We start from the raw sequence: 19,572 nt of genomic DNA, 5'->3' as shown, positions 1-19,572 counted from the left end.
CGGCCTCTTCGGACTATTTTCCGACGATATAGGAATTATCGCCTGATCTTCACAGATGTCCAGCGCTTCGCGCGGCCGCGCCAAGGAAAGGGTCGCACGGCAGCCGCCATCCGGCGCCGGCTTGCCGTACGGTCAGGGCGGCGATACGGTCCTCACGCAATGACCGACACAGTCTACAAGATCTGCGGGCGCGAGGAGTGGCTGGAGGCCCAATCCGCCGGCGCCTATCTGGGCAATGCCGACGACATCAGGGACGGCTTCATCCACCTGTCCGCTGCCGATCAGGTCGAGGGAACGCTGGCCCGGCATTTTGCGGGACGGACCGGCCTTGTGCTAGTGGCGGTCGATGCGGCCGCACTCGGCCCGGCGTTGAGGTGGGAGCCCTCGCGCGGCGGCGAGCTGTTTCCGCATCTCTACGGCCCGCTGCCGATGAGCGCGGTGCGCTCGGCCGGGCCGATCGGGCCGCAGCCGTGATCAGCGGCCTCGCCGCGCTGGCGCGCCCGCTGCTGCTGGCGCTCGACCCGGAGCGGGCCCATGCCCTCTCGATTGCCGCGCTCAGGACCGGACTGGTCGGCGCCGAGCCCGAACCCGACGACCCGCGCCTCGCCGTCGACCTGTGGGATCTGCGCTTTCCCAATCCGATCGGCATGGCGGCCGGCTTCGACAAGCACGGCGAGGTGCCGGACGCGCTGCTCGGCCTCGGATTCGGCTTCGTCGAGATCGGTACGGTGGCGCCCAATCCGCAGCCCGGCAATCCGCGCCCGCGCGTCTTCCGGCTGCCGGCCGAGCGCGCGATCATCAACCGGTACGGCTTCAATACCGAGGGGCACGCGGCGATGCTGGCCCGCCTGCTGATGCGCACCGGCAAGGGCATCGTCGGGATCAATATCGGCGCCAACAAGGATTCGACGGATCGGGCAGACGATTATGTCGCCGGGGTCCATGCCTTCGCCCGGCATGCCGGTTATCTGACCATCAACATCTCCTCGCCGAACACGCCGGGCCTGCGCGATCTGCAGCACGAAGCCGCGCTCGAGGACCTGCTCGGCCGCGTGTCGGCGGCGCGCGACGCCGAGGCCGGACTGATCGGCCGGCGCGTCCCGCTGGCGCTGAAGATCGCCCCGGACCTTGCCGACACCGAACTCGATCACATCGCCGCGGCGGTGACGCGGCACGGCATCGACGCCGTCATCGTCTCCAACACCACCCTGGCGCGGACCGGCCTGACCGATCCGCGCGCCCGCGAGCCCGGCGGGCTGTCCGGCCGGCCGCTGTTTCACCGCTCCACCGTGCAGCTGGCCCGCATGCGTCAGCGGCTTCCCGCCGCAATCCCCCTGATCGGCGCGGGCGGCGTCGATTCCGGCGAGACCGCGTGGCAGAAGCTGCGCGCCGGCGCGAGCCTGGTGCAGCTCTACACGGGACTCGTCTACGAGGGGCTCGGCCTCGTCCGCGCCATCAAGCGAGATCTCCTCCGCCGCCTGCGGCGCGAGGGGTTCTCCAGCCTGGGCCAGGCCGTCGGCACGGGAACGGACGAGTGGGCCGCGCGCGATCCGGCCGGCCAGCGGGAAGCCCGACCATGACCGTGACCATCTGGCACAATCCGCGCTGCTCGAAGTCGCGGCAGACGCTCGAGCTGATCCGCTCGCGCGGAGTCGAGCCCGTCATCGTCGAATACCTGAAGACACCGCCGGACGAAGCGGCGCTGCGGGGTGTGCTGGCGGCGCTCCGCCTCGCGCCGCGCGACCTGCTGCGCCGCAGCGAACCGGCCTGCAAGGCGCGCGGCCTCGCCGATCCCTCCCGCAGCGATGCGGAGATCATTGCAGCGATGGCGGCGGATCCGATGCTGATCGAGCGGCCGGTGGTGATCTGCGGCAGCCGTGCCGCGATCGGGCGGCCGCCGGAGGCGGTATTGGCCATCCTGTGAGGCCGGGCGCGCGCTCCCGCGCCGGTCTCAGCCCGGGAAGGTGCGCGCCAGCCGCACCGGGTAGCGCAGCGCCAGGGTCGCGCCGCGCACCACCAGGAACACCGCGATCGCCAGCCACAGGCCGTGATTGCCGAGATGAGGCGTGGCGACCTGCCAGGCGACGACATAGGCCGCCAGCGACACCAGCATCATGTTACGCATGTCGTCGGACCAGGTCGCACCGATGAACACCCCGTCGAACTCGAAGGCGGCGACGCCAAGCAGCGGCGTCAGCGCCGCCCACACGAGGTAGACCCGCGCGGTGCGCCGGATCTCCTCGTTGGTGGTCAGGATATCGATGAACAGCGGGCCGCCGATCAGCAGGACCGCGCTGAGGACGATCGCAAGGCCGGCGCCCCAGACGAAGGTCAGCCGGACGGCGCGGGAGAAGGCCGGCCGGTAGCGCGCGCCGACGGCCCGTCCGGCGAGTTGCTCCGCCGCGGTGGCGAAGCCGTCGAGAAAGTAGCCACCGAGCAGGAAGAAGTTCATCAGCACCGCATTTGCCGCCAGCGCCACGTCGCCCTGGCGGGCGCTGGCCGACGTGAACAGCGCAAAGGCGAACAACAGCGAGAACGACCGCACCATGATGTCGCGGTTGATCGCGAAGGTTCGCATGAGCCCGTCGCGCGCGAACAGCAGCGGGCCGGGAATGCCGAACCCGCGCGCCAGCGTCCGCGCGCACAGGGCGACGCCCGACACCGCCGTCACCGCCTCGCCGATCACCGTTCCCCAGGCGACGCCCGCCACCCCCCAGTCGAGCCACAGCACGAAGGTGGCGTTGAGCGCCATGTTGAGACAGTTGAGCAGCAGTTGCAGGGCGAGGCCGGTGACCGCCTGGCCGCGCCCGAGGAACCAGCCGAGAATGGCGTAGTTCAGCAGCGCGAACGGCGCACCGAGGATGCGGATCGAGAAATAGACCGACACCGCCCGCTCGACCTCCCCGCTTGCTCCCATGGAGGCAAGCGAGACGGCGAGGATCGGAGCCTGCAGGACGATGACCAGCAGGCCGGCAGCGAGTCCGATCAGGCCCGCCCGGTAGAGCGCGGCCGTCTCCGCGACGGCATCCCCCGCCCCGACCGCCTGGGCCGTCAGGCCGGTCGTGCCGCTTCGCAGGAAGTTGAAGGTCGTGAACAGGATCGAGAAGATCACCGAGCCGACCGCGATGCCGCCCAGCAGGTCGGCGCGCCCGAGCCGGCCGATCACCGCCGTGTCGACGATACCGAGCAGCGGCGTCGACAGATGGGCGAGCGTCATCGGCACCGCGATGGCAAGCACGCTGCGATGGGTAACCTCGAACGGCAGGACGCGACTCATTGGCTGTCCCGCGCGACCGGGGCCCATATAACCCGAGGTTGCATTCACACAGAAGGAAGCCACGACGGCAGGGCCGTCAAGCGGATCCCGCCAAAATCGCGGATCGGATCACTGGCTGTTCCGTCCCATCTTGCTTAGCCGCAGGATCAGCCAGATCGGGATCACCACGACCCCGCCGAGCACGAAATAGCCGAACAGGTCCTGCAGCGCCGCGAAGCCCATGTTCCAGATGCCTTCGATCAGACGCTGGACGTTGCGGACGATGTCGAGCGGATGGATGCCGAGTCCCGAGAAGATCAGCCCGACGATCAGCGAGATGATCACGAGCCGCACGATGACCCAGCCGGGAGGCCCGCCGAAGAACCGATTGAGTGCGCCGTTCATCGTCCGCCCTTCCGGTTGGTCGCAGGACGTCTCTCACTTAGGTGATCGGCGGCCGATTTGCGAGTGGCTACCGTCCTTCTGGCAGGTGGCGGGGTCCGACGCACGAGCAGCCGGTCCGCTCACGCCTCCCCGATCAGTGCCTCCAGAACCTCGATCCCGTCGGCGTCGGACGGCCGCTTGTCCCAGCGGATTCGGGCAACCCGGGGAAACCGCATGGCGAGGCCGGACTTGTGCCGGCTCGACCGCGCCAGCCCTTCGAATGCGATCTCCAGCACGAGCCCCTCGTCGGTTTCGTGCACCACCTCGCGCACCGGTCCGAAGCGATTGATGGTGTGGGTGCGCACGAACCGGTCGAGCTGGCGCAATTCATCGTCGGTGAAGCCGAAATAGGCCTTTCCGACCGGCACCAGCTCGTCCCCGCCGGGGCCCCGCCGCCAGACGCCGAAGGTGTAGTCGGAATAGAACGACGAGCGCTTGCCGTGTCCGCGCTGCGCATACATCAGCACGGCATCGACGGCATGCGGGTCGCGCTTCCATTTCCACCAGTGGCCCTTCGGCCGCCCGGCGAGATAGGGGCTGTCGAGCCGCTTGATCATCACGCCCTCGATGGCTGCCGCGTCGTCACCGGCGCCGTGGCCGGCCGGATCGGCGCGCGCATCCGCCAGGGACTCCCAGGAGCTGAACGGCACCAGCGGCGACAGCGTGATCCGGCCGATTCCGATGCGACCGACAAAGCGCTGCAGCCGATCGCGTCTGGCGGCAAACGGCAGGTCGCGCAGGTCCTCCCCCGCCTCGGCGAGAAGGTCGTAGGCGATGATGTGGGCCGGATGGTCGGCCAGCATTTTGGCCGTCACGGCCTTGCGGTTCAGCCGCTGCTGCAGCGTGTTGAACGACTGTACCCGGCCGCCGCGCAGGACAACCAGCTCGCCGTCGATCGCCGCGTCGAAGTCGAGCGCCTCCAGAAGATCGGGAAACGCCGCGGAGATGTCGTCGCCGGTGCGCGAGTAGAGGCGGCGCTGGTGCCGCCCCCGCGCATCGTGTCCGGCCACCGCCTGCACGCGGATTCCGTCCCACTTCCATTCCGCCGCATGCTCGCCGGGCTCAAGCCGCGCCAGCTCCGCCGCGTCCACTGCATGACTCAGCATCGGCGCGCGGAACGGCACCGGGTTGGTCTGCTTCGGCCTGTCCGCCGCACCGAGCGCCCAGGCAAACAGGGGCTCGTAGGGCGGCGCGAGGTCGTGCCAGACTTCCTCGACCTCGCCGGGGTCGAGATTGCCGAGCGCCGCGACCGCAGTCTTGGCGAGCCGCGCCGAGACGCCAACCCTGAGGCTACCGGTGATCAGCTTCATGAGTGCCCACCGCCCGGTCTCGTCGAGACGGTCGAGGAAGTCGGCGATCAGGGCCGGCAGATCCGCCTTGCCGGCCGACCCGAGCGTGGCGACGACCTCGGGCAATGTCAGCGCATCGGCCGGTGCGGCATTCCGTTGCGCGGGCCACAGCAGTGCCACCGTCTCCGACAGATCACCGACATAATCGTAGGACAGACGGAAGAGCACCGGGTCGGTGCGTGCCTCGATCAGCGCACGGATGACCGCCGGCTTCGCATGGCGGAAGCGCAGTTCGCCGGTCAACGCGGCAAGGGCAAGGCCGCGCGCAGGATCCGGCGTCGTCCGGAAATACTCCCGCATCAGAGCGATCTTGGCGTTCCGCCGCGGCTCGTAGGAGAGCCGGTCGAGCAGTTCGGCGAAGCGGTTCATGTCGGATCCTGTCCGGATGGTCAGCTTTCGTTGACCACCTGGATGATCCCCCAGCCCTCCTCGCCCTTCATCAGCGCGTAGTGGCAGACGAAGGCGAGCGCGACGTCGCCATCCTCTCGTTCCTGGCGCCAGGACAGGCTTGCCATGGCGATCGGCCCGCTCACCGACAGCGCGAGGATCTGGAACGTCGAATGGGCGATCTCCTCCCGCTCGAAGACGTCGAGCAATGCCTCAATGTTTTCCATCAGCTCGTCGCGATCGGCAAAGACATTGCCCTTGCCGAACTGCCATATAATGCAGGGATAGGCGAAGGCATCGGCGATCTCGTCGGCGTCGAAGTCGTCGAAACCGGCGGCATAATCCTCGAACAGCGAGGCGATGTCGTCTTCTGGTCCTGGAAGCATCGGGTGCGCAACGCTCCGTGCGGTTCAGACGGGACAGGCGGGCCGGCAGGTCGCGCCCAGGCGAAGGCTGACGGGTATCCGGAGAGAACGCAAGATGGCCGCAACCGGGACTTCAGGCCCCGCGATGGGCTGGCTGCCCTCGGACGACGCGGCGGGCGGGCGGCTGTTCATGCCGGCGGCCGCACGCAACCGGGAACCGATCCTGCAGGCGCTGCACGCGGCGCTCGGCGGGCGCGTGCCGGCGCAGGCGCTCGAACTCGCAAGCGGCTCCGGCGAGCATGCCGTGGCCTTCGCCGAGGCCTTTCCGCAGACCCGCTGGCAGCCGAGCGACCGTGACCCGGCTGGCCTTGCCTCGATCGCGGCATGGCGCGAGCATTGCGGTCTTGCGAACCTCGCGCCGCCGCTGCCGATCGACCTGGAACTGCTGGACTGGCACGGCCGCCTCGGCCAGCGGTTCGACCTGATGGTGGCGATCAACGTCGTGCACATCGCGCCTTGGCGGGCAACGCTGGGCCTCCTGGACGGCGCCGCGGCGCTTCTGTCGGCGGATGGTCTCTTGTTCGTCTATGGCTGCTTCTCGCGTTCGGGCGATTTCGTGTCTCAGTCCAACGTCAGCTTCGACGCCGGCCTGCGCCGCCGCAACCCCGCCTGGGGCGTCCGCGACACCGAAGACGTGGCACAGGCCGCCGCGGTCCGCGGCCTGTCGTTGCGACAGGTGATGGCCATGCCGGCCAACAACACGGTGCTGGTGCTTGTCCGCCACCCTGGAGCGGGCGGAACGGTCAGCTGACCGCCGGATTCTCTGGCCGCCGGTCCTTTGACGCGGGACCAGCGCCTTCGGCCTCCGCCTCCTCGTAGCCGACGAGGCGCAGCGGCCGGGCGGCGAGTCCGCGCGTCTCCGCCCAATGGACGAGCGCGTCCTCCTGGCCGTGCGTGACCCACAGCTCGGCGCATCCTGTCTCGATCACCGTGCGGGTCAGGTCATCCCAGTCGGCGTGATCGGAAACGACCAGCGGCAGTTCCACCCCGTTCTGCCGCGCCCGCGCCCTGACCCGCATCCAGCCGGACGCAAGGGCGGTGACCGGATCGGCGAAGCGCCGTGCCCAGACATCGCCCGTCGAGCCCGGCGGCGCCACGACGATCTCGCCGGCGAGATCGCCTCTGGTCGCACGCACCGGAACGAGCGGCCCGAGCCGTACGCCTGCCCGCTCGTAGAGCGCGCAGATCGCCTCGAGCGCGCCGTGGATGTAAATCGGCCGGTCGTGGCCGGCCTCGCGCAGGAGCGCGATCACCCGCTGCGCCTTGCCGAGCGAATAGGCGCCGACAACATGGGTTCGGTCGGGAAACAGCGCCAGCGAGCGGATCAGCTTGCTGATCTCGCCGCGCGGATCCGGATGGCGGAATACCGGCAGACCGAAGGTCGCCTCGGAGACCAGCACGTCGCAGGCGACGAGCTCGAACGCGGCGCAGGTCGGATCGGCCTCCCGCTTGTAGTCGCCGGTGACGACGATCCTCAGGCCGCCCGCCTCGACCAGGATCTGCGCGGAGCCGAGCACGTGGCCGGCCGGGTGGAACGAGACGGTCGTGTCGCCGATGCGGACCGGCTCGTTGATCCGCGCCGTCTGGCGCGCGGCGGCGAAGTCCTCGCCGTAGCGGGCCGCCATCACCGCCAGCGTCTCGGCGGTGGCGAGCACGGCTGCGTGGCCAGACCGTGCATGATCCGAATGGCCGTGGGTGATCAGCGCCCGATCGACCGGCCGCACCGGATCGATGAAGAAACCGCCCGGACGGCAGAACAGGCCGCGCGGGGTTGGTGTCAGGATGTCGTCGGGACGCATCGCGCCAGCCTACACGTGCACCATCCCCGCACAAGGATGCGCCCGGTCGCCAGACCGGGCGCCAGTCACATCACAGGTCAGGACGGGCGTCACCGGGCCTGCCGGCCGTTCACGGCCGCAGCTCAGGCCGCCAGCGCCTCACGCGTCAACGCTTTGACCGCGGCGGTCGCCTCGGCCACCGCCTTCTCGGCCGCCTCCGGCCCGAAGATCGACCCCTCGACGCGCACGATCTCGACGTCGGTCATGCCCAGGAAGCCGAGCATGTGCTTGATGTAGGGTGTCTGGAAGTCGATCGCGTCGAGCGGCGGCTTGCTGTAGACGCCGCCGGTGGCCACGACCAGGTACACCTTCTTGCCGGTGACGAGACCCTCCGGCCTGCCGTCCTCGGTGTAGCGGAAGGTGATGCCGGCGCGGGTGACATGGTCGAACCACGACTTCAGCGTCGAGGTGATCGTGAAGTTGATCATCGCCGAGGCGATGACGATCGTGTCGGCGGCCTTCAGTTCGGCAATCAGCGTATCGGACAGGGCGGCCGCCGCCTTCTGGTCTGCAGTCTGCTGGTCGGCTGGCGTGAAGAACCCGCCCAGCGCCGTCGCCTCAAGGTGCGGCAGCGGCTCGGCACCGAGATCACGGGTGACAACGGTGGTACCGGGGGCGGCCCGCTTCAGATCGTCGACCAGCGTGCGCGCCACCTTCGTCGATAGCGACTCCGCGCCGCGCGGGCTGGTGATGATGAACAGGATGTTACGCATGATGTCTTCCTGCGGTTCCTTGTCCGGAAGGACGTCGTGGACTATATGGATGTTACCGATCGGTATCGGGCTCATAGGTACTGACCGGTAACACCCTTGTCAAGGGCAATGCCCGGAATTTGCGGACGGGGAGAAACGGCAGGATCGTGATGAGCACATCGGCAAGCCGGGCGCCGCATGGACCGGTACCCCCGGCAGACGGCAAGGTGCCGCCGCGCGAGCGCATTCTCGCTGTCGCCCGCGACCTGTTCTACCGCCAGGGCATCCGTGCCGTCGGCGTCGAGACGATTGCCGAGGCTGCCGGCACCAACAAGATGACGCTCTACCGCCACTTCGCCTCCAAGGACGAGTTGGTGGCGGAATATCTGCGCCGCGTCGCCGAAGAGGATGCCAAGGTCTGGGACTGCATCGCGGCACGCCATCCCGGCGATCCCCTGGCGCAGCTGCGCGAATGGGTGCGCTGGATGGCCGAGGACGTTTCGTCGGGCGACTCGCGCGGCTGCGCCGTCGCCAATGCCGGCGTGCAGATCACCGAACCGGACCATCCTGCCCGCGCGGTGATCGAATCGCACAAGCGCAGCCACAGGCAGAATGTGCTGCGATTGTGCCGCGAGGCCGGACTGCGCGATCCGGAACTCGTCGCCGACGGAATCTTCCTGATGCTCGAGGGCGCGCGGGTCAACATCCAGAGCGAGGGCCACCGCGGCCCCGCCTGCCGCTTCGTCGCGCTGAGCGACGACCTGATCGCCTCACACCTGCCGTGATCGCGTCGCTGCCTGATGCGCCTGCCGGCCGTCTCGGCTAGCGTGGCAGACCGGCGTCCCCCGAGGCCGGCTACCCCGCCCGGAAATGCTTCGACAGCTTCAGGCCCTGCGCCTGGTAGTGCGAGCCGATGTCGGTGCCGTACAGGCTGGCCGGCCGCTCCGTCAGCCGTTCATAGACGAGACGCCCGACGATCTGGCCGTCCTCGAGGATGAACGGCACCTCGCGGCTCCTGACTTCGAGCACCGCCCGCGCGCCGTGACCGCCAGCCGCAGCATGACCGAAACCCGGATCGAAGAAACCGGCATAGTGGACGCGGAATTCGCCGACCAGCGGATCGAACGGCACCATCTCCGCCGCAAATGCCGGCGGCACATGCACGGCCTCCTTCGAGGCGAGGATGTAGAACTCGTCCGGATCGAGGATCAGCGTACGCCCGGGCCGCGCCTCGATCAGGTCCCAGAACTCGGCCACATCGCAGGCCTCCCGCCTGTCGATATCGACGACCGCCGTATGCCGCTTGGCGCGATAGCCGACCAGCCCGCCCTGCCCCGCCAGATCGACGCTGACGGCAATGCCCCCGGAAATGTCCGGCTCGTCGGTGTCGACCAATCGCTCGGCGAGGTGCAGCCTCCGCGTTGCCGCGTCGTCGAGCACCGCATGGCCGCGCCGGAACCGGATCTGCGACAGCCGCGATCCGGTCCTGACGAGGACCGGGAAGGTCCGCGGGCTGATCTCGATGTAGAGCGGACCGTGATAGCCGGCTTCGACCTTGTCGAAGGCGCGCGAATTGTCGGCGATCACCCGCGTGAACACGTCGAGGCGGCCGGTTGAGCTCTTCGGATTGGCGTCGGCGGCGATATGGCCGGGCAGCCGCAGCTCCTCGAGCAGCGGCACGATGTAGACGCAGCCGGTCTCGAGCACAGCACCGCCGGTGAGATCGATCCGGTGCATCATCAGCGGCTTCAGCCGCTCCTGCACGGTATGGCGCCGACCGGGCAGGAAACTGGCGCGGACCCGGTAGGCGGTCCGGCCGAGCCGCAGATCGAGGCTCGCCGGTTGGATCTGGTCGGCCGCGAGATCGCCGCCGGCGATGATCTGCCGGTTCGCCACCATCCGCCGGATCGCCTCCGCCGGCAGGATGCCGGGGGCGCGGTCGCCCGGATTGATCGCCGATTCTTCGCCCAAGCGCGCGGTCCCCTGACACGAGCCAAGGCACCAATAGCCGAGCCGGCGCTTGACGCCAAGGCGGCACCGGCGTACCAGAACGCCGTTCGTGGTGATTTGGGCCGGCCGGCTTGCAGCCACGTAAAACAACTCGCTAAAAGGCCGGGCCGAACGAGCCCGGTTGCGCCGACAAGGCCATCCGGGTTTTTTCGTCTCCCGGCCCTCCAGCATGGAGGATGGTCGTGAACCGCATCGCATCAGCCACCCACGTCGCTCCCGGCGAGGCACCCGGCCTCGAGACCCTGCTCGTCCATGGCGGCACCACGCGCTCCGGCTTCGGCGAGACCTCGGAGGCTCTGTTCCTCAACTCCGGCTTCGTCTACGACAGCGCCGAAGCTGCCGAGGCGCGTTTCAAGGGCGAGGCTGGCGGCTTCATCTATTCGCGCTACGCCAATCCGACCGTCGACATGTTCGAGAAGCGCATGGCGATGATCGAGGGCGCCGAGGCTGCGCGCGGCACCGCCAGCGGCATGGCCGCGGTCACCGCGGCCCTGCTCTGCCAGTTGCGCGCCGGCGATCATGTCGTCGCCTCGCGCGCCCTGTTCGGTTCCTGTCTCTACGTCATCGAGGACCTGCTGCCGCGCTACGGTGTGCCCTGCACGCTCGTCGACGGCACGGATCTCGCGCAGTGGAAGGCGGCGGTGCGCCCCGAAACGAAGGTGTTCTTCCTCGAGACGCCCACCAATCCGACGCTCGAGGTGCTCGACCTTCAGGCGATCGCCGACATCGCCCACGACGCCGGTGCCCGGCTCGTCGTCGACAACGTCTTTGCCACGCCGCTCGGCCAGCGTCCGATGCACCATGGCGCCGATGTCGTCGTCTACTCGGCGACCAAGCACATCGACGGTCAGGGTCGCTGTCTTGGCGGCGTCATCCTCGCCTCGGAGGAATTCGTCGCGACCGAACTGAAGGATTTCTACCGCCACACGGGACCGAGTCTCAGCCCCTTCAACGCCTGGGTGATGCTCAAAGGGCTCGAGACGCTGGCGCTGCGCGTCGAACGCCAATGCGCCAGCGCCGCGCGCATCGCGGACTTCCTGTCCGGCCAGCCGGGCATCGTCCGCGTGATCTATCCCGGCCGCGACGATCATCCGCAGGCCGACGTGGTACGCCGCCAGATGGCCTTCGGCGGCCCGATGATCGCCTTCGAGGTGGAGGGCGGCAAGACCGGCGCCTTCAAGGTCGCCAACGCCCTGCAGATCATCAAGATCTCCAACAATCTCGGTGACGCCAAGAGCCTCGTCACGCATCCCGCGACGACCACGCACCAGCGCCTCACGCCAGAGGCGCGGGCAGCGCTTGGCATCACAGACGGCATGTTGCGCCTGTCGATCGGCCTCGAGGATCCCCGCGATCTCGAACGCGATCTCGCGCGGGGGCTCGCGAGTCTCTAGACTGCCGCCATGTATCGCGCGGAAACCCGGGGTGTCGTCGTCACCGTCGAGCCGGCCTTCAGCGAGGATCGCTCGTCGCCGGATGCCGGAGCCTATTTCTGGACCTACACGATCGAGATCGCCAATACCGGCGCCGAAACCGTCCAGCTCATCAACCGCCGCTGGCTGATCGTCGACGCGTCCGGCAAGACATTCGAGGTGCGCGGACCGGGTGTCGTCGGCGAGCAGCCCGTGCTCGGGCCGGGCGAGGCGTTCCGCTACACCAGCGGCGTGCCGCTTGCCACCCCCTCCGGCATGATGTCCGGCAGCTACGAAATGGCGACCGCCAGCGGTGAACGCTTTCACGCGGCGATTCCGGCCTTCTCCCTTGACAGCCCCTACGTCAAACCCACCATCAACTGATCCCAACCTCAGGACAGCCCGCAGGACATAGTGCTCGATTTCCGGCCGATCTTCCTGGTGATGGGCGTGTTTCTCGCGACGCTGGGTTGCGCCATGCTGGTGCCGGCGCTCGTCGACATCGCTCACGACAACGACGACTGGATCGTCTTCGTCGCCGCAGGGCTGATCACGGTGTTCATCGGCGTGACCATGTGGGTGACCTGCCGCGGCGCTGACGCCCGGCTGGGACTTCGCGAAGCCTTCGTGCTGACCACCTCGGTGTGGATCGTCGCGGCGGCGTTCGGAGCGCTGCCCTTCGCCTGGTCCCGACTCGATCTCAGCCATGCCGATGCGTTCTTCGAGGCGATGTCCGGCCTCACCACCACCGGCTCGACGGTCATCGTCGGGCTCGACCACGCGCCGCCGGGCATCCTGTTCTGGCGCGCGCTGCTGCAGTGGATCGGCGGCCTCGGCATCGTCGTCATGGCGGTCGCCGTGCTGCCGATGCTGCAGGTCGGCGGCATGCAGCTGTTCCGGGCCGAAGCCTTCGACACCCCCGACAAGATCCTGCCGCGCGCCACCCAGATCTCGGGATCGCTGACCGGCATCTACATCGCGCTGACCGCCGCCTGCGCGATCGCCTATGGCCTTGCCGGCATGAACCTGCTCGATGCGATCATGCACGCCATGACAACCGTCGCGACCGGTGGTTTCTCGTCGAAGGACGCCTCGATCGGCTACTTCGCCTCACCGGCGATCGAGTGGATCTCGGTCGGCTTCATGATCGCCGGCAGCCTGCCCTTCCTGCTCTACGTGCGGGCCGTGCAGGGCCATCCGCTGGCAATGATCCGCGACGAGCAGGTGCGCGCCTTCTTCGCCATCCTGCTGACGCTGGCCGTGCTCGCCTGGCTCTCCGAAGGCCAGCAGATGGACTATCCGTCCGCTACCCGCTTCCGCGAGGCCCTGTTCAACATGACCTCGATCATGACCGGTACCGGCTATGCCTCGGTCGATTACGGGCTGTGGGGACCGCTGGCCGCCGGCCTGTTCCTGACCGCGACCTTCATCGGCGGCTGCTCCGGCTCGACCTCGTGCGGGATTAAGGTGTTCCGCGTCGTCGTCCTGTTCGAGAACATCCGCCAGCACGCACGCCGCATCACCTATCCCTCCGGCGTGTTCGTCAAGCGCTACAACGGCCGGCCACTGACCGACAACGTGTCGGCGGCCGTGCTCAGCTTCCTGTTCCTGTTCCTCGCCTGCTTCGTCGTGCTCAGCGTGGCGCTCAGCCTCATCGGCCTCGACACGATCACCGCCGTCTCCGGCGCCGCGACGGCGATCTCCAACGTCGGACCGGGGCTGGGGCCGATCATCGGCCCGGCGGGCACCTTCGCTCCGCTGCCGGATGCGGCGAAGTGGCTGCTGGCGGCCGGGATGCTGGTCGGGCGGCTCGAGGTGTTCACCGTCCTGATCCTGTTCGTTCCGGCGTTCTGGCGGCGCTGAGACCGGGCTATTCCGCCGGTGTCGCGGTCGGCCGGCGGCCGAGCCGCATGTAGGCGGCGGCCGCGCGCGCGATGTCGTCGCCGACGCCGATCACCGCCGGCACCAGGAACAGGACGAAGGCCGTCGCCACCGACAGCCCGAAGACCATGGTGACAGCCATCGGCAGCAGGAACTGCGCCTGGAGGCTCGTCTCGAACAGCAGCGGAACGAGACCGCCGACGGTCGTCAGCGAGGTCAGCAGCACCGCCCGGAACCGGTCGCAGGAGGCTCCGATCGCGGCCTCGGCAAGCCGGTCGCCGCTGCGCAGCCGCGCATCCACCCGGCTGACCAGGATGATCGAGTCGTTGACGAGGATACCGGCGAGGCCGAGCAACCCCATCAGGCTCAGGATCGTCAGCGGAAAGCCCATCAGGAAGTGGCCGATGATCGCCCCGGTGATGCCGAACGGAATGATCGTCATCACCGCCAGTGGCCGCCAGTAGCTGGCGAAGATCCAGGCGAGGATCAGGTAGATCGCTCCCAGCGCGATCACCGCGCCGAAGCGCAGGTCTGCGAAAGAGTTCCTGCGCTCCTCCTCGCGGCCGGCGAACTCGTAGGTGATGCCATACTTCGACGCGACTGCCTGCAGCGGCCCGTCGGCCAGCGCCCGGGCCAGTTCGACGGTCGTCACCACGTCCTGATCGAGATCGGCGGTTACCGAAACGGTGGTCTTGCCGTCGATGCGTGCGATCACCGCGAAGCCCTGGCGCTCCTCGAGATCGACCACCTCCGTCAGCGGCACGAACGCGCCACTGGGCGAGCGCAGACTGAGATCCATCAGGCCACCGACACCGGCAACCTGCCGGTCACGGCGCACGCGGATCGCGATCTCCTCCTCGCCGGCCGGGACGCGGCGCGCCAGCGCCCCCTCGAAGGCGTCGCGCACCTGCTGGCCGACGCTGAGCGGCGTGAAGCCGAGCGCCTCGCCGCGCGGCTTCAGCGCCATGACGATTTCCGGCTTGCCATAGGGCAGGTCGTCATCGATCGCCGAGACTCCGGGATAGGTCGCCAGCAGGGTCTGCACCTCGAGGGCGGCCTGCTTGAGCACCGCCGAGGATGCGCCAGTCAGGCGGATGTCGATATCGCGCCCCTGCGGACCGCCGCGCCGGCCGCTCATGGTAAGGTTTTCGAGGCCCGCAATCCTCGGGACGGCCTCGCGCCAGGCCGCGATGATTTCGGAGGTGCGCACCTCCCGCTCCTCCGACAGGGTGAGCTGCACCGCGATCTCCGCGAAGTTCATGCCGCGCGACTGGCCGGCCTTGCCGATGGTGGCGAAGCTCGTCACCACCAGTTCGCCCGGCGCCGCGCCGAGCCTGCGCTCGGCCTCGCGCAGCGCATCCTCGACGCGTCCGACCCCCTCAAGCACCTCAGAATCCGGCGTCCCGGCCGCGAAGGTCAGCCGCGCCGTGACGTTCTCGGCTTCCGCCGTCGGGAAGAACTGGAAGCCGATGCGACCGGCCGACACGAGCGCGAGCGCCAGAACCAGGGCGGATACCGACAGCGACAGGGTCACGTAGCGCCAGTGAAAGGCGAGGGCGACGAGGGCGCGGAACGGCCGGTCGCGCACCCATCCGAAGCCTGCATCGAAGGCCCGACGAAACCGGCCCGGCTCGGCCCGCATCGAAGTCAGGCTGTGTCGCAGATGTCCCGGCAGGATCAGCAGGCATTCGATCAGGCTCGCGGTCAGGACGGCGAGCACCACCATCGGCAGCGCGTACATGATCTGGCCGATGGTGTCGCGGATCATGAGCAGCGGGAAGAACGCCGCCTGCGTCGTCAGGATCGCGGCGATCACCGGCCACATCATCTGGCCGGTGCCACGCTCCGATGCCATCACCGGATCGTCCCCCATCGCATATCGGGTCGCCGTGTGCTCGCCGACGACGATGGCATCGTCGACGATGATGCCAAGGCACATGATCAGCGCGAACAGCGACATCATGTTGATCGACTGCCCGGTCAGCCACATGAAGCCGAGCGTCGTGAACATGGCCACCGGGATCCCGGCCGCCACCCAGAAGGCGATGCGGGCATTGAGGAACAGGAACAGCACCGCCATGACCAGCAGCAGACCGGACAGCCCGTTCTTCACCAGCAGGTTGATGCGGTCGACCAGCGCGTCCGAGCGCACGTCGTAGACCTCGAGCCGCAGCGTTTCGGGCAGCGTCGGCCGGATCGCCTCGATATAGTCCTCGAGGATCCGGGCCGTGGTCAGCGTGTCGGCGGAGACCGCCCGCTGCACGGCCAGCTCGATCGCCCGGTTGCCCTCGTGATAGCCGATGATCTGGTTGCGCTCGAAGGTCTCCTCAACCGAGGCGATGTCGCGCAGCAGCACCTTCTCGCCGGTTTCCCGCGAGACCACCTCGATCTGCCCGACCGCGGCGGCATCGGGATCGCGCCCAAGCGAGCGCAACTGCATCTCGACCGTGCCCTCGAGTGTGCCGGACGGCAGATCCCTGGTCGCGGCCCCGACGCGCTGGGCGATATCGGAGAGCGTCATTCCGAGCCGCTGCAAGGCGTGCTCGGGGACGTCGATCCATATCTCCGGATCGCGGAAGCCGGTGAATTCCACCTGGTCGATCCCGGCAGCGATCAGCCCATCTCGGATCTCGCGCGCATAGGCCCTGAGCGCCTGTTCGCTGAATGGGCCGGAAATCGCGATGCTGGCCACGCCCTCGTACCAGACCGAACGCCGGATCTTCGGCGTCTCGACATCGTCGGGCAGCGTGGTGACGCCGTTCACCGCCGCCTCGACCTCGGAGACCGCGATCTGCATGTCGGTTCCGGGCGCAAATTCCAGCGAGATGCTGCCTGCTCCTTCGCGGGCATAGGAGAACATCCGGTCAAGGCCATCGAGGAAGCGCAGTTCCGGCTCGATCGCCTGCAGGATGTTCTTTTCCACGTCTTCCGCGCTCGCCCCCGGCCAAGACACCGTGACCGAGACACGGGGGATCTCGGTGGAGGGGAAGAACTGGGTGTTCAGCTTCGTCAGGCCGACGACGCCGAACAGCAGCATCATCACCATCAGCAGGTTGGCTGCTATCGGGTGGCGGATGAAGAAGCGGATCGGCGTGGCGACGTCCGTGTCAGCCATGGTCGTCGCGCTCCACGGCCGACTGATGTTCCGCGGCCGGTACCCGCCCGCCGGCGGGTGCCGGCAAGGACGCCTGCTCCTGCACCTTCACCCCGTCACCGGCGCCGGTGATGCGCGTCGTGACGATGCGCTCGCCGTCCGCGACCTCCCCCCGTATCAGCAGGTCGGCGCCGTCATAGCCGACGACCTCGACCGATCGGCCGGCGAGCCGCCCGCCCTCGACGACGTAGATGCGGTCGGTGCCGTAGAGCGCCGAGGAGGGGACGCGCACCACCCGCTCGTAGGTACTGTCGTCGAGCTCGACCTCGACAAAGGCGCCCGGCCGCAGATGCGCCGGTGTCGAGTCGGTGTCGATGCGGGCATAGACGTCGACACCGCCGCGCTGCGCGGCGATCTCCGGTGCAATGCGCTCGATGGTCGCCTGATGCGTCCGCTTCTCCCGGCCCATCCGCCAGGTCACCGACACCGGACGGCCGAGCAGGCCATCCGACACCAGCCGGCCATACTGTGCGTCGGTGAGCGCAAATCGGACGTCGAAGTCGTCGCGCGCGACGAGAACGGCCACGACGTCGTTGACGCTGAGCAGCTTGCCAACCTCGGCCGCGACCGAGCCGACATAGGCATTGAAGGGCGCCTTCAGCACGACGTTCGACAGATTGCGTTCGGCCAGCTGCACACGCCATTCCAGCCGGGCGATCTGGGCTTCGAGCTGTTCGCGCTGGGCCCGCTGGATTTCCAGCGTCGATTCGGCGGTCTGCACGGCGAGCCGTCGCTGCGCGACGGTAAGCTGGCGCGCCTCCAGCGACTGCTGGGCAAGCGAACCGCGCTGCGACAGCGTGCGCGCCCGATCGAGATCGCGTTCGGCGATCGCCAGCTGCTCGCGTGCATTTTCGAGGGTAATCTGCTGCAGCCCGATCGAGGCCTCGCGCTCCGCCAGCCGCGCCCGCGCCTCCTGGAGGTCGGCCCGCGCCTCGATGAGCGCCCCCTCATACTGGAACGGATCGACCGAGACGAGCGGCTCGCCGGCATCAACGCTGCCGCCCTCGCGCAGCGCCTCGCCGATCGCCACGACCTCGCCTGCGACAAGCGCGCGCAGGGCAACCTGCCGGCCCGGCGTGATGGTTCCGTAGGCGACGATGCGGGGGCGATGGCTGGCGTAGACGGCCTCGACGGTCTCGACGGTGAAGACCCGCTCCTGCCGCTCGGCGTGGGGAACCTGCGGCTTCGAGGCCTGCAGCACCATGTAACCCCAGGCTGTCCCGGCCAGCACGGCGAGCGGCAACAGTCCCTTCACGGCAAGGGCAAGCATTCGCCCCACCGTCCAGGCCGGACGCAGACCAGGTTGATGTTCAGGCGGCTTCACGGCCGGCGGTCCCTGAAGGTTCGTTCGATCGCGCCCCCGACCAAGACGATCCCCAATTCATTCCAGGAGATATATCGGATCGGACAGACGTTTGACGAGCGCGACTTTGTCGCTAAGTATCCCGGCTCGGTCACACGACACAGGATCTTCCATTGACAGGCCCGATCTACGCGCCGAAGGAGATGCTCGCCCGTCTCGTCGCGTTCGACACGACGAGCCGGAACTCGAACCTGCCGCTCATCCGGTTCGTCCGGGATTACCTGGCAGACCACGGCATCGAGGCGCATCTGGTACCGAACGAGGACGGCACCAAGGCCAATCTGTTCGCGACCATCGGCCCGACCGACCGTGGCGGCATCGCGCTTTCAGGTCATACCGATTGCGTCCCCGTCGACGGCCAGCCCTGGACGACCGACCCGTTCACCCTGACCGAACGATCGGGCCGCCTCTATGGCCGCGGCACTGCCGACATGAAGGGCTTCGTCGCCACCGCGCTGGCCATGGTGCCGACCTTGCTGGAGAAGCCGCTGGCGAGCCCGGTGCATCTCGCCCTGTCCTATGACGAGGAACTCGGCTGCACCGGCGTGCGCAGCATGATCGCTGCGCTCGGCGCAGATCTGCCGATGCCGGCCGCGGTGATCGTCGGCGAGCCGACGCGGATGGGCGTCGTCGACGCCCACAAGACGATCGTCGATTTCCGCACCGAGATCACCGGCCACGAGGCCCACTCCGCCCATATCGACCGGGGCGCCAACGCCATCCTTGCCGCCGGTGAACTGCTCGGCGAGATCGCCAGGATGCGCGACGACATGATCCTGGCCGGCGATCCCAGCGGACGCTTCGATCCGCCCTACACGACGGTCCATGTCGGCCGCATCTGGGGCGGCACCGCCCACAACATCGTGCCGCTTCATTGCGGGTTTCTGTGGGAGGTGCGCTCGCTGCCGGGCAGGGACGCGCGCGACCTGCTGACCCGGTTCGAGCGTTTCGCGCGCGAGACGGTGCTGCCGAAGCTGCGCCGGGTCGCGGCGACGACCGACATCCGCACCATCACCGAGGTGGACGTCGTCGGCCTTGCCCCCGAGCCCGGTTCCCTCGCCGAGACGCTGGCCATGCGGCTCACCGGCCGCAACACCACCTCGACCGTTGCCTATGCGACGGAAGGCGGGCTGTTCCAGGCACGCGGCATCCCGACCATCGTCTGCGGCCCCGGCGACATCGCCCAGGCGCACCAGCCCGACGAATACATCGAGGCTGCGCAGATCGACGCCTGCGTCGCCTTCATGACCCGCCTGGCGGAAACCGCCCGCGCCGGCATCTGAGGTCAGGCTGTCCTCGCGCATGTCGGGGCGTAGTCGGGGTGCCAGTCCGGCATCCCCCATGCCGGGCCCACGCACCGC

At 68.5% G+C, this 19,572-nt stretch carries 18 protein-coding genes and 1 riboswitch; of the genes, 9 read left to right on the top strand and 9 right to left on the bottom strand.

What is annotated here, in order from left to right:
- The first annotated feature begins 159 nt into the window (after window positions 1-159).
- Genes EDC22_RS00410 through arsC form a run of 3 tightly spaced genes read left to right on the top strand, consistent with a single transcriptional unit; the run spans window position 160 to window position 1,924 of the window.
- A complete protein-coding gene (locus tag EDC22_RS00410) occupies window positions 160-474 on the top strand; it encodes a DUF952 domain-containing protein (protein ID WP_132804630.1) in 315 nt (104 codons plus the stop codon).
- Entirely contained in the window at window positions 474-1,580 is a 1,107-nt protein-coding gene (locus EDC22_RS00405; protein ID WP_425385500.1) for a quinone-dependent dihydroorotate dehydrogenase, read from the top strand. Before EDC22_RS00410 ends, EDC22_RS00405 begins: the two co-directional genes overlap by 1 nt.
- Window positions 1,577-1,924 carry an arsenate reductase (glutaredoxin) gene (gene arsC / locus EDC22_RS00400; protein WP_132804628.1) on the top strand — a complete coding sequence of 116 codons (348 nt, stop codon included), beginning with the start codon at window positions 1,577-1,579 and terminating at the stop codon, window positions 1,922-1,924. The genes EDC22_RS00405 and arsC overlap by 4 nt, the downstream gene beginning before the upstream one ends.
- Before the next feature lie 27 nt (window positions 1,925-1,951).
- Here arsC and EDC22_RS00395 read toward each other — a convergent pair whose 3' ends face one another.
- From EDC22_RS00395 to EDC22_RS00380, 4 genes are all read right to left on the bottom strand, one after another.
- Window positions 1,952-3,277 (bottom strand): MATE family efflux transporter, encoded by a 1,326-nt coding sequence (locus EDC22_RS00395; protein WP_132804627.1) that lies wholly within the window; start codon window positions 3,275-3,277, stop codon window positions 1,952-1,954.
- Window positions 3,278-3,385: 108 nt separating this feature from the next.
- Complete coding sequence (locus EDC22_RS00390) at window positions 3,386-3,661, bottom strand: DUF6460 domain-containing protein (RefSeq protein ID WP_132804626.1); 276 nt, start codon at window positions 3,659-3,661, stop codon at window positions 3,386-3,388.
- 119 nt (window positions 3,662-3,780) lie between these two features.
- Window positions 3,781-5,418: a cisplatin damage response ATP-dependent DNA ligase gene (locus tag EDC22_RS00385; protein WP_132804625.1), complete on the bottom strand. Its 1,638-nt coding sequence runs from the start codon at window positions 5,416-5,418 to the stop codon at window positions 3,781-3,783.
- A 20-nt stretch (window positions 5,419-5,438) separates the two neighbouring features.
- Window positions 5,439-5,822, bottom strand: a complete 384-nt coding sequence (locus EDC22_RS00380; RefSeq protein WP_132804624.1) for a nuclear transport factor 2 family protein — start codon at window positions 5,820-5,822, stop codon at window positions 5,439-5,441.
- Between the two features lie 94 nt (window positions 5,823-5,916).
- Here EDC22_RS00380 and EDC22_RS00375 point away from each other — a divergent pair, with 94 nt between their 5' ends.
- Window positions 5,917-6,612, top strand: a complete 696-nt coding sequence (locus tag EDC22_RS00375; protein ID WP_245499562.1) for a DUF938 domain-containing protein — start codon at window positions 5,917-5,919, stop codon at window positions 6,610-6,612.
- Here EDC22_RS00375 and EDC22_RS00370 read toward each other — a convergent pair.
- Together EDC22_RS00370 and EDC22_RS00365 are read right to left on the bottom strand one after the other, a co-directional pair.
- Window positions 6,605-7,660: a ligase-associated DNA damage response exonuclease gene (locus EDC22_RS00370; protein WP_132804623.1), complete on the bottom strand. Its 1,056-nt coding sequence runs from the start codon at window positions 7,658-7,660 to the stop codon at window positions 6,605-6,607. The genes EDC22_RS00375 and EDC22_RS00370 overlap by 8 nt on opposite strands.
- 122 nt (window positions 7,661-7,782) lie before the next feature.
- Window positions 7,783-8,412 (bottom strand): FMN-dependent NADH-azoreductase, encoded by a 630-nt coding sequence (locus EDC22_RS00365; protein ID WP_132804622.1) that lies wholly within the window; start codon window positions 8,410-8,412, stop codon window positions 7,783-7,785.
- 149 nt (window positions 8,413-8,561) lie between these two features.
- Between EDC22_RS00365 and EDC22_RS00360 the strand changes: the two genes are divergently transcribed.
- Complete coding sequence (locus tag EDC22_RS00360) at window positions 8,562-9,176, top strand: TetR/AcrR family transcriptional regulator (RefSeq protein WP_132804621.1); 615 nt, start codon at window positions 8,562-8,564, stop codon at window positions 9,174-9,176.
- A gap of 70 nt (window positions 9,177-9,246) precedes the next feature.
- Here the strand turns inward: EDC22_RS00360 and EDC22_RS00355 are convergent, their stop codons facing one another.
- On the bottom strand, window positions 9,247-10,362 hold the full coding sequence (locus EDC22_RS00355) for a 2'-deoxycytidine 5'-triphosphate deaminase (protein WP_281048243.1): 1,116 nt from the start codon (window positions 10,360-10,362) through the stop codon (window positions 9,247-9,249).
- A gap of 78 nt (window positions 10,363-10,440) precedes the next feature.
- Window positions 10,441-10,519, top strand: a riboswitch (SAM riboswitch).
- Between the two features lie 64 nt (window positions 10,520-10,583).
- Here EDC22_RS00355 and EDC22_RS00350 point away from each other — a divergent pair.
- The 3 genes from EDC22_RS00350 to EDC22_RS00340 are packed head-to-tail and all read left to right on the top strand — an operon-like array spanning window position 10,584 to window position 13,676.
- On the top strand, window positions 10,584-11,795 hold the full coding sequence (locus EDC22_RS00350) for an O-succinylhomoserine sulfhydrylase (protein WP_425385494.1): 1,212 nt from the start codon (window positions 10,584-10,586) through the stop codon (window positions 11,793-11,795).
- A gap of 9 nt (window positions 11,796-11,804) precedes the next feature.
- Window positions 11,805-12,197: a Co2+/Mg2+ efflux protein ApaG gene (gene apaG, locus EDC22_RS00345; RefSeq protein ID WP_132804619.1), complete on the top strand. Its 393-nt coding sequence runs from the start codon at window positions 11,805-11,807 to the stop codon at window positions 12,195-12,197.
- 30 nt (window positions 12,198-12,227) lie between these two features.
- Window positions 12,228-13,676, top strand: coding sequence for a TrkH family potassium uptake protein (locus tag EDC22_RS00340; protein WP_132804618.1), 1,449 nt, complete (start codon window positions 12,228-12,230; stop codon window positions 13,674-13,676).
- 7 nt (window positions 13,677-13,683) lie between these two features.
- On the opposite strand, the gene EDC22_RS00335 is transcribed toward EDC22_RS00340, so the two are convergent.
- Together EDC22_RS00335 and EDC22_RS00330 are read right to left on the bottom strand one after the other, a co-directional pair.
- The gene (locus EDC22_RS00335; RefSeq protein ID WP_132804617.1) at window positions 13,684-16,809 is read right to left on the bottom strand and encodes an efflux RND transporter permease subunit; all 3,126 of its coding nucleotides are present in this window, start codon (window positions 16,807-16,809) and stop codon (window positions 13,684-13,686) included.
- Complete coding sequence (locus EDC22_RS00330) at window positions 16,802-18,118, bottom strand: efflux RND transporter periplasmic adaptor subunit (protein WP_132804616.1); 1,317 nt, start codon at window positions 18,116-18,118, stop codon at window positions 16,802-16,804. The genes EDC22_RS00335 and EDC22_RS00330 overlap by 8 nt, the downstream gene beginning before the upstream one ends.
- Window positions 18,119-18,354: 236 nt before the next feature.
- Between EDC22_RS00330 and argE the strand changes: the two genes are divergently transcribed.
- Window positions 18,355-19,494 carry an acetylornithine deacetylase gene (gene argE, locus EDC22_RS00325; protein WP_132805088.1) on the top strand — a complete coding sequence of 380 codons (1,140 nt, stop codon included), beginning with the start codon at window positions 18,355-18,357 and terminating at the stop codon, window positions 19,492-19,494.
- Window positions 19,495-19,572 lie beyond the last annotated feature (78 nt).

Origin of the sequence: Tepidamorphus gemmatus, assembly GCF_004346195.1 — a bacterium.
Lineage (GTDB): Bacteria > Pseudomonadota > Alphaproteobacteria > Rhizobiales > Tepidamorphaceae > Tepidamorphus > Tepidamorphus gemmatus.
The sequence above is the reverse complement of the archived record's forward strand: the minus strand, read 5'-3'. Positions and strand labels throughout refer to the sequence as shown.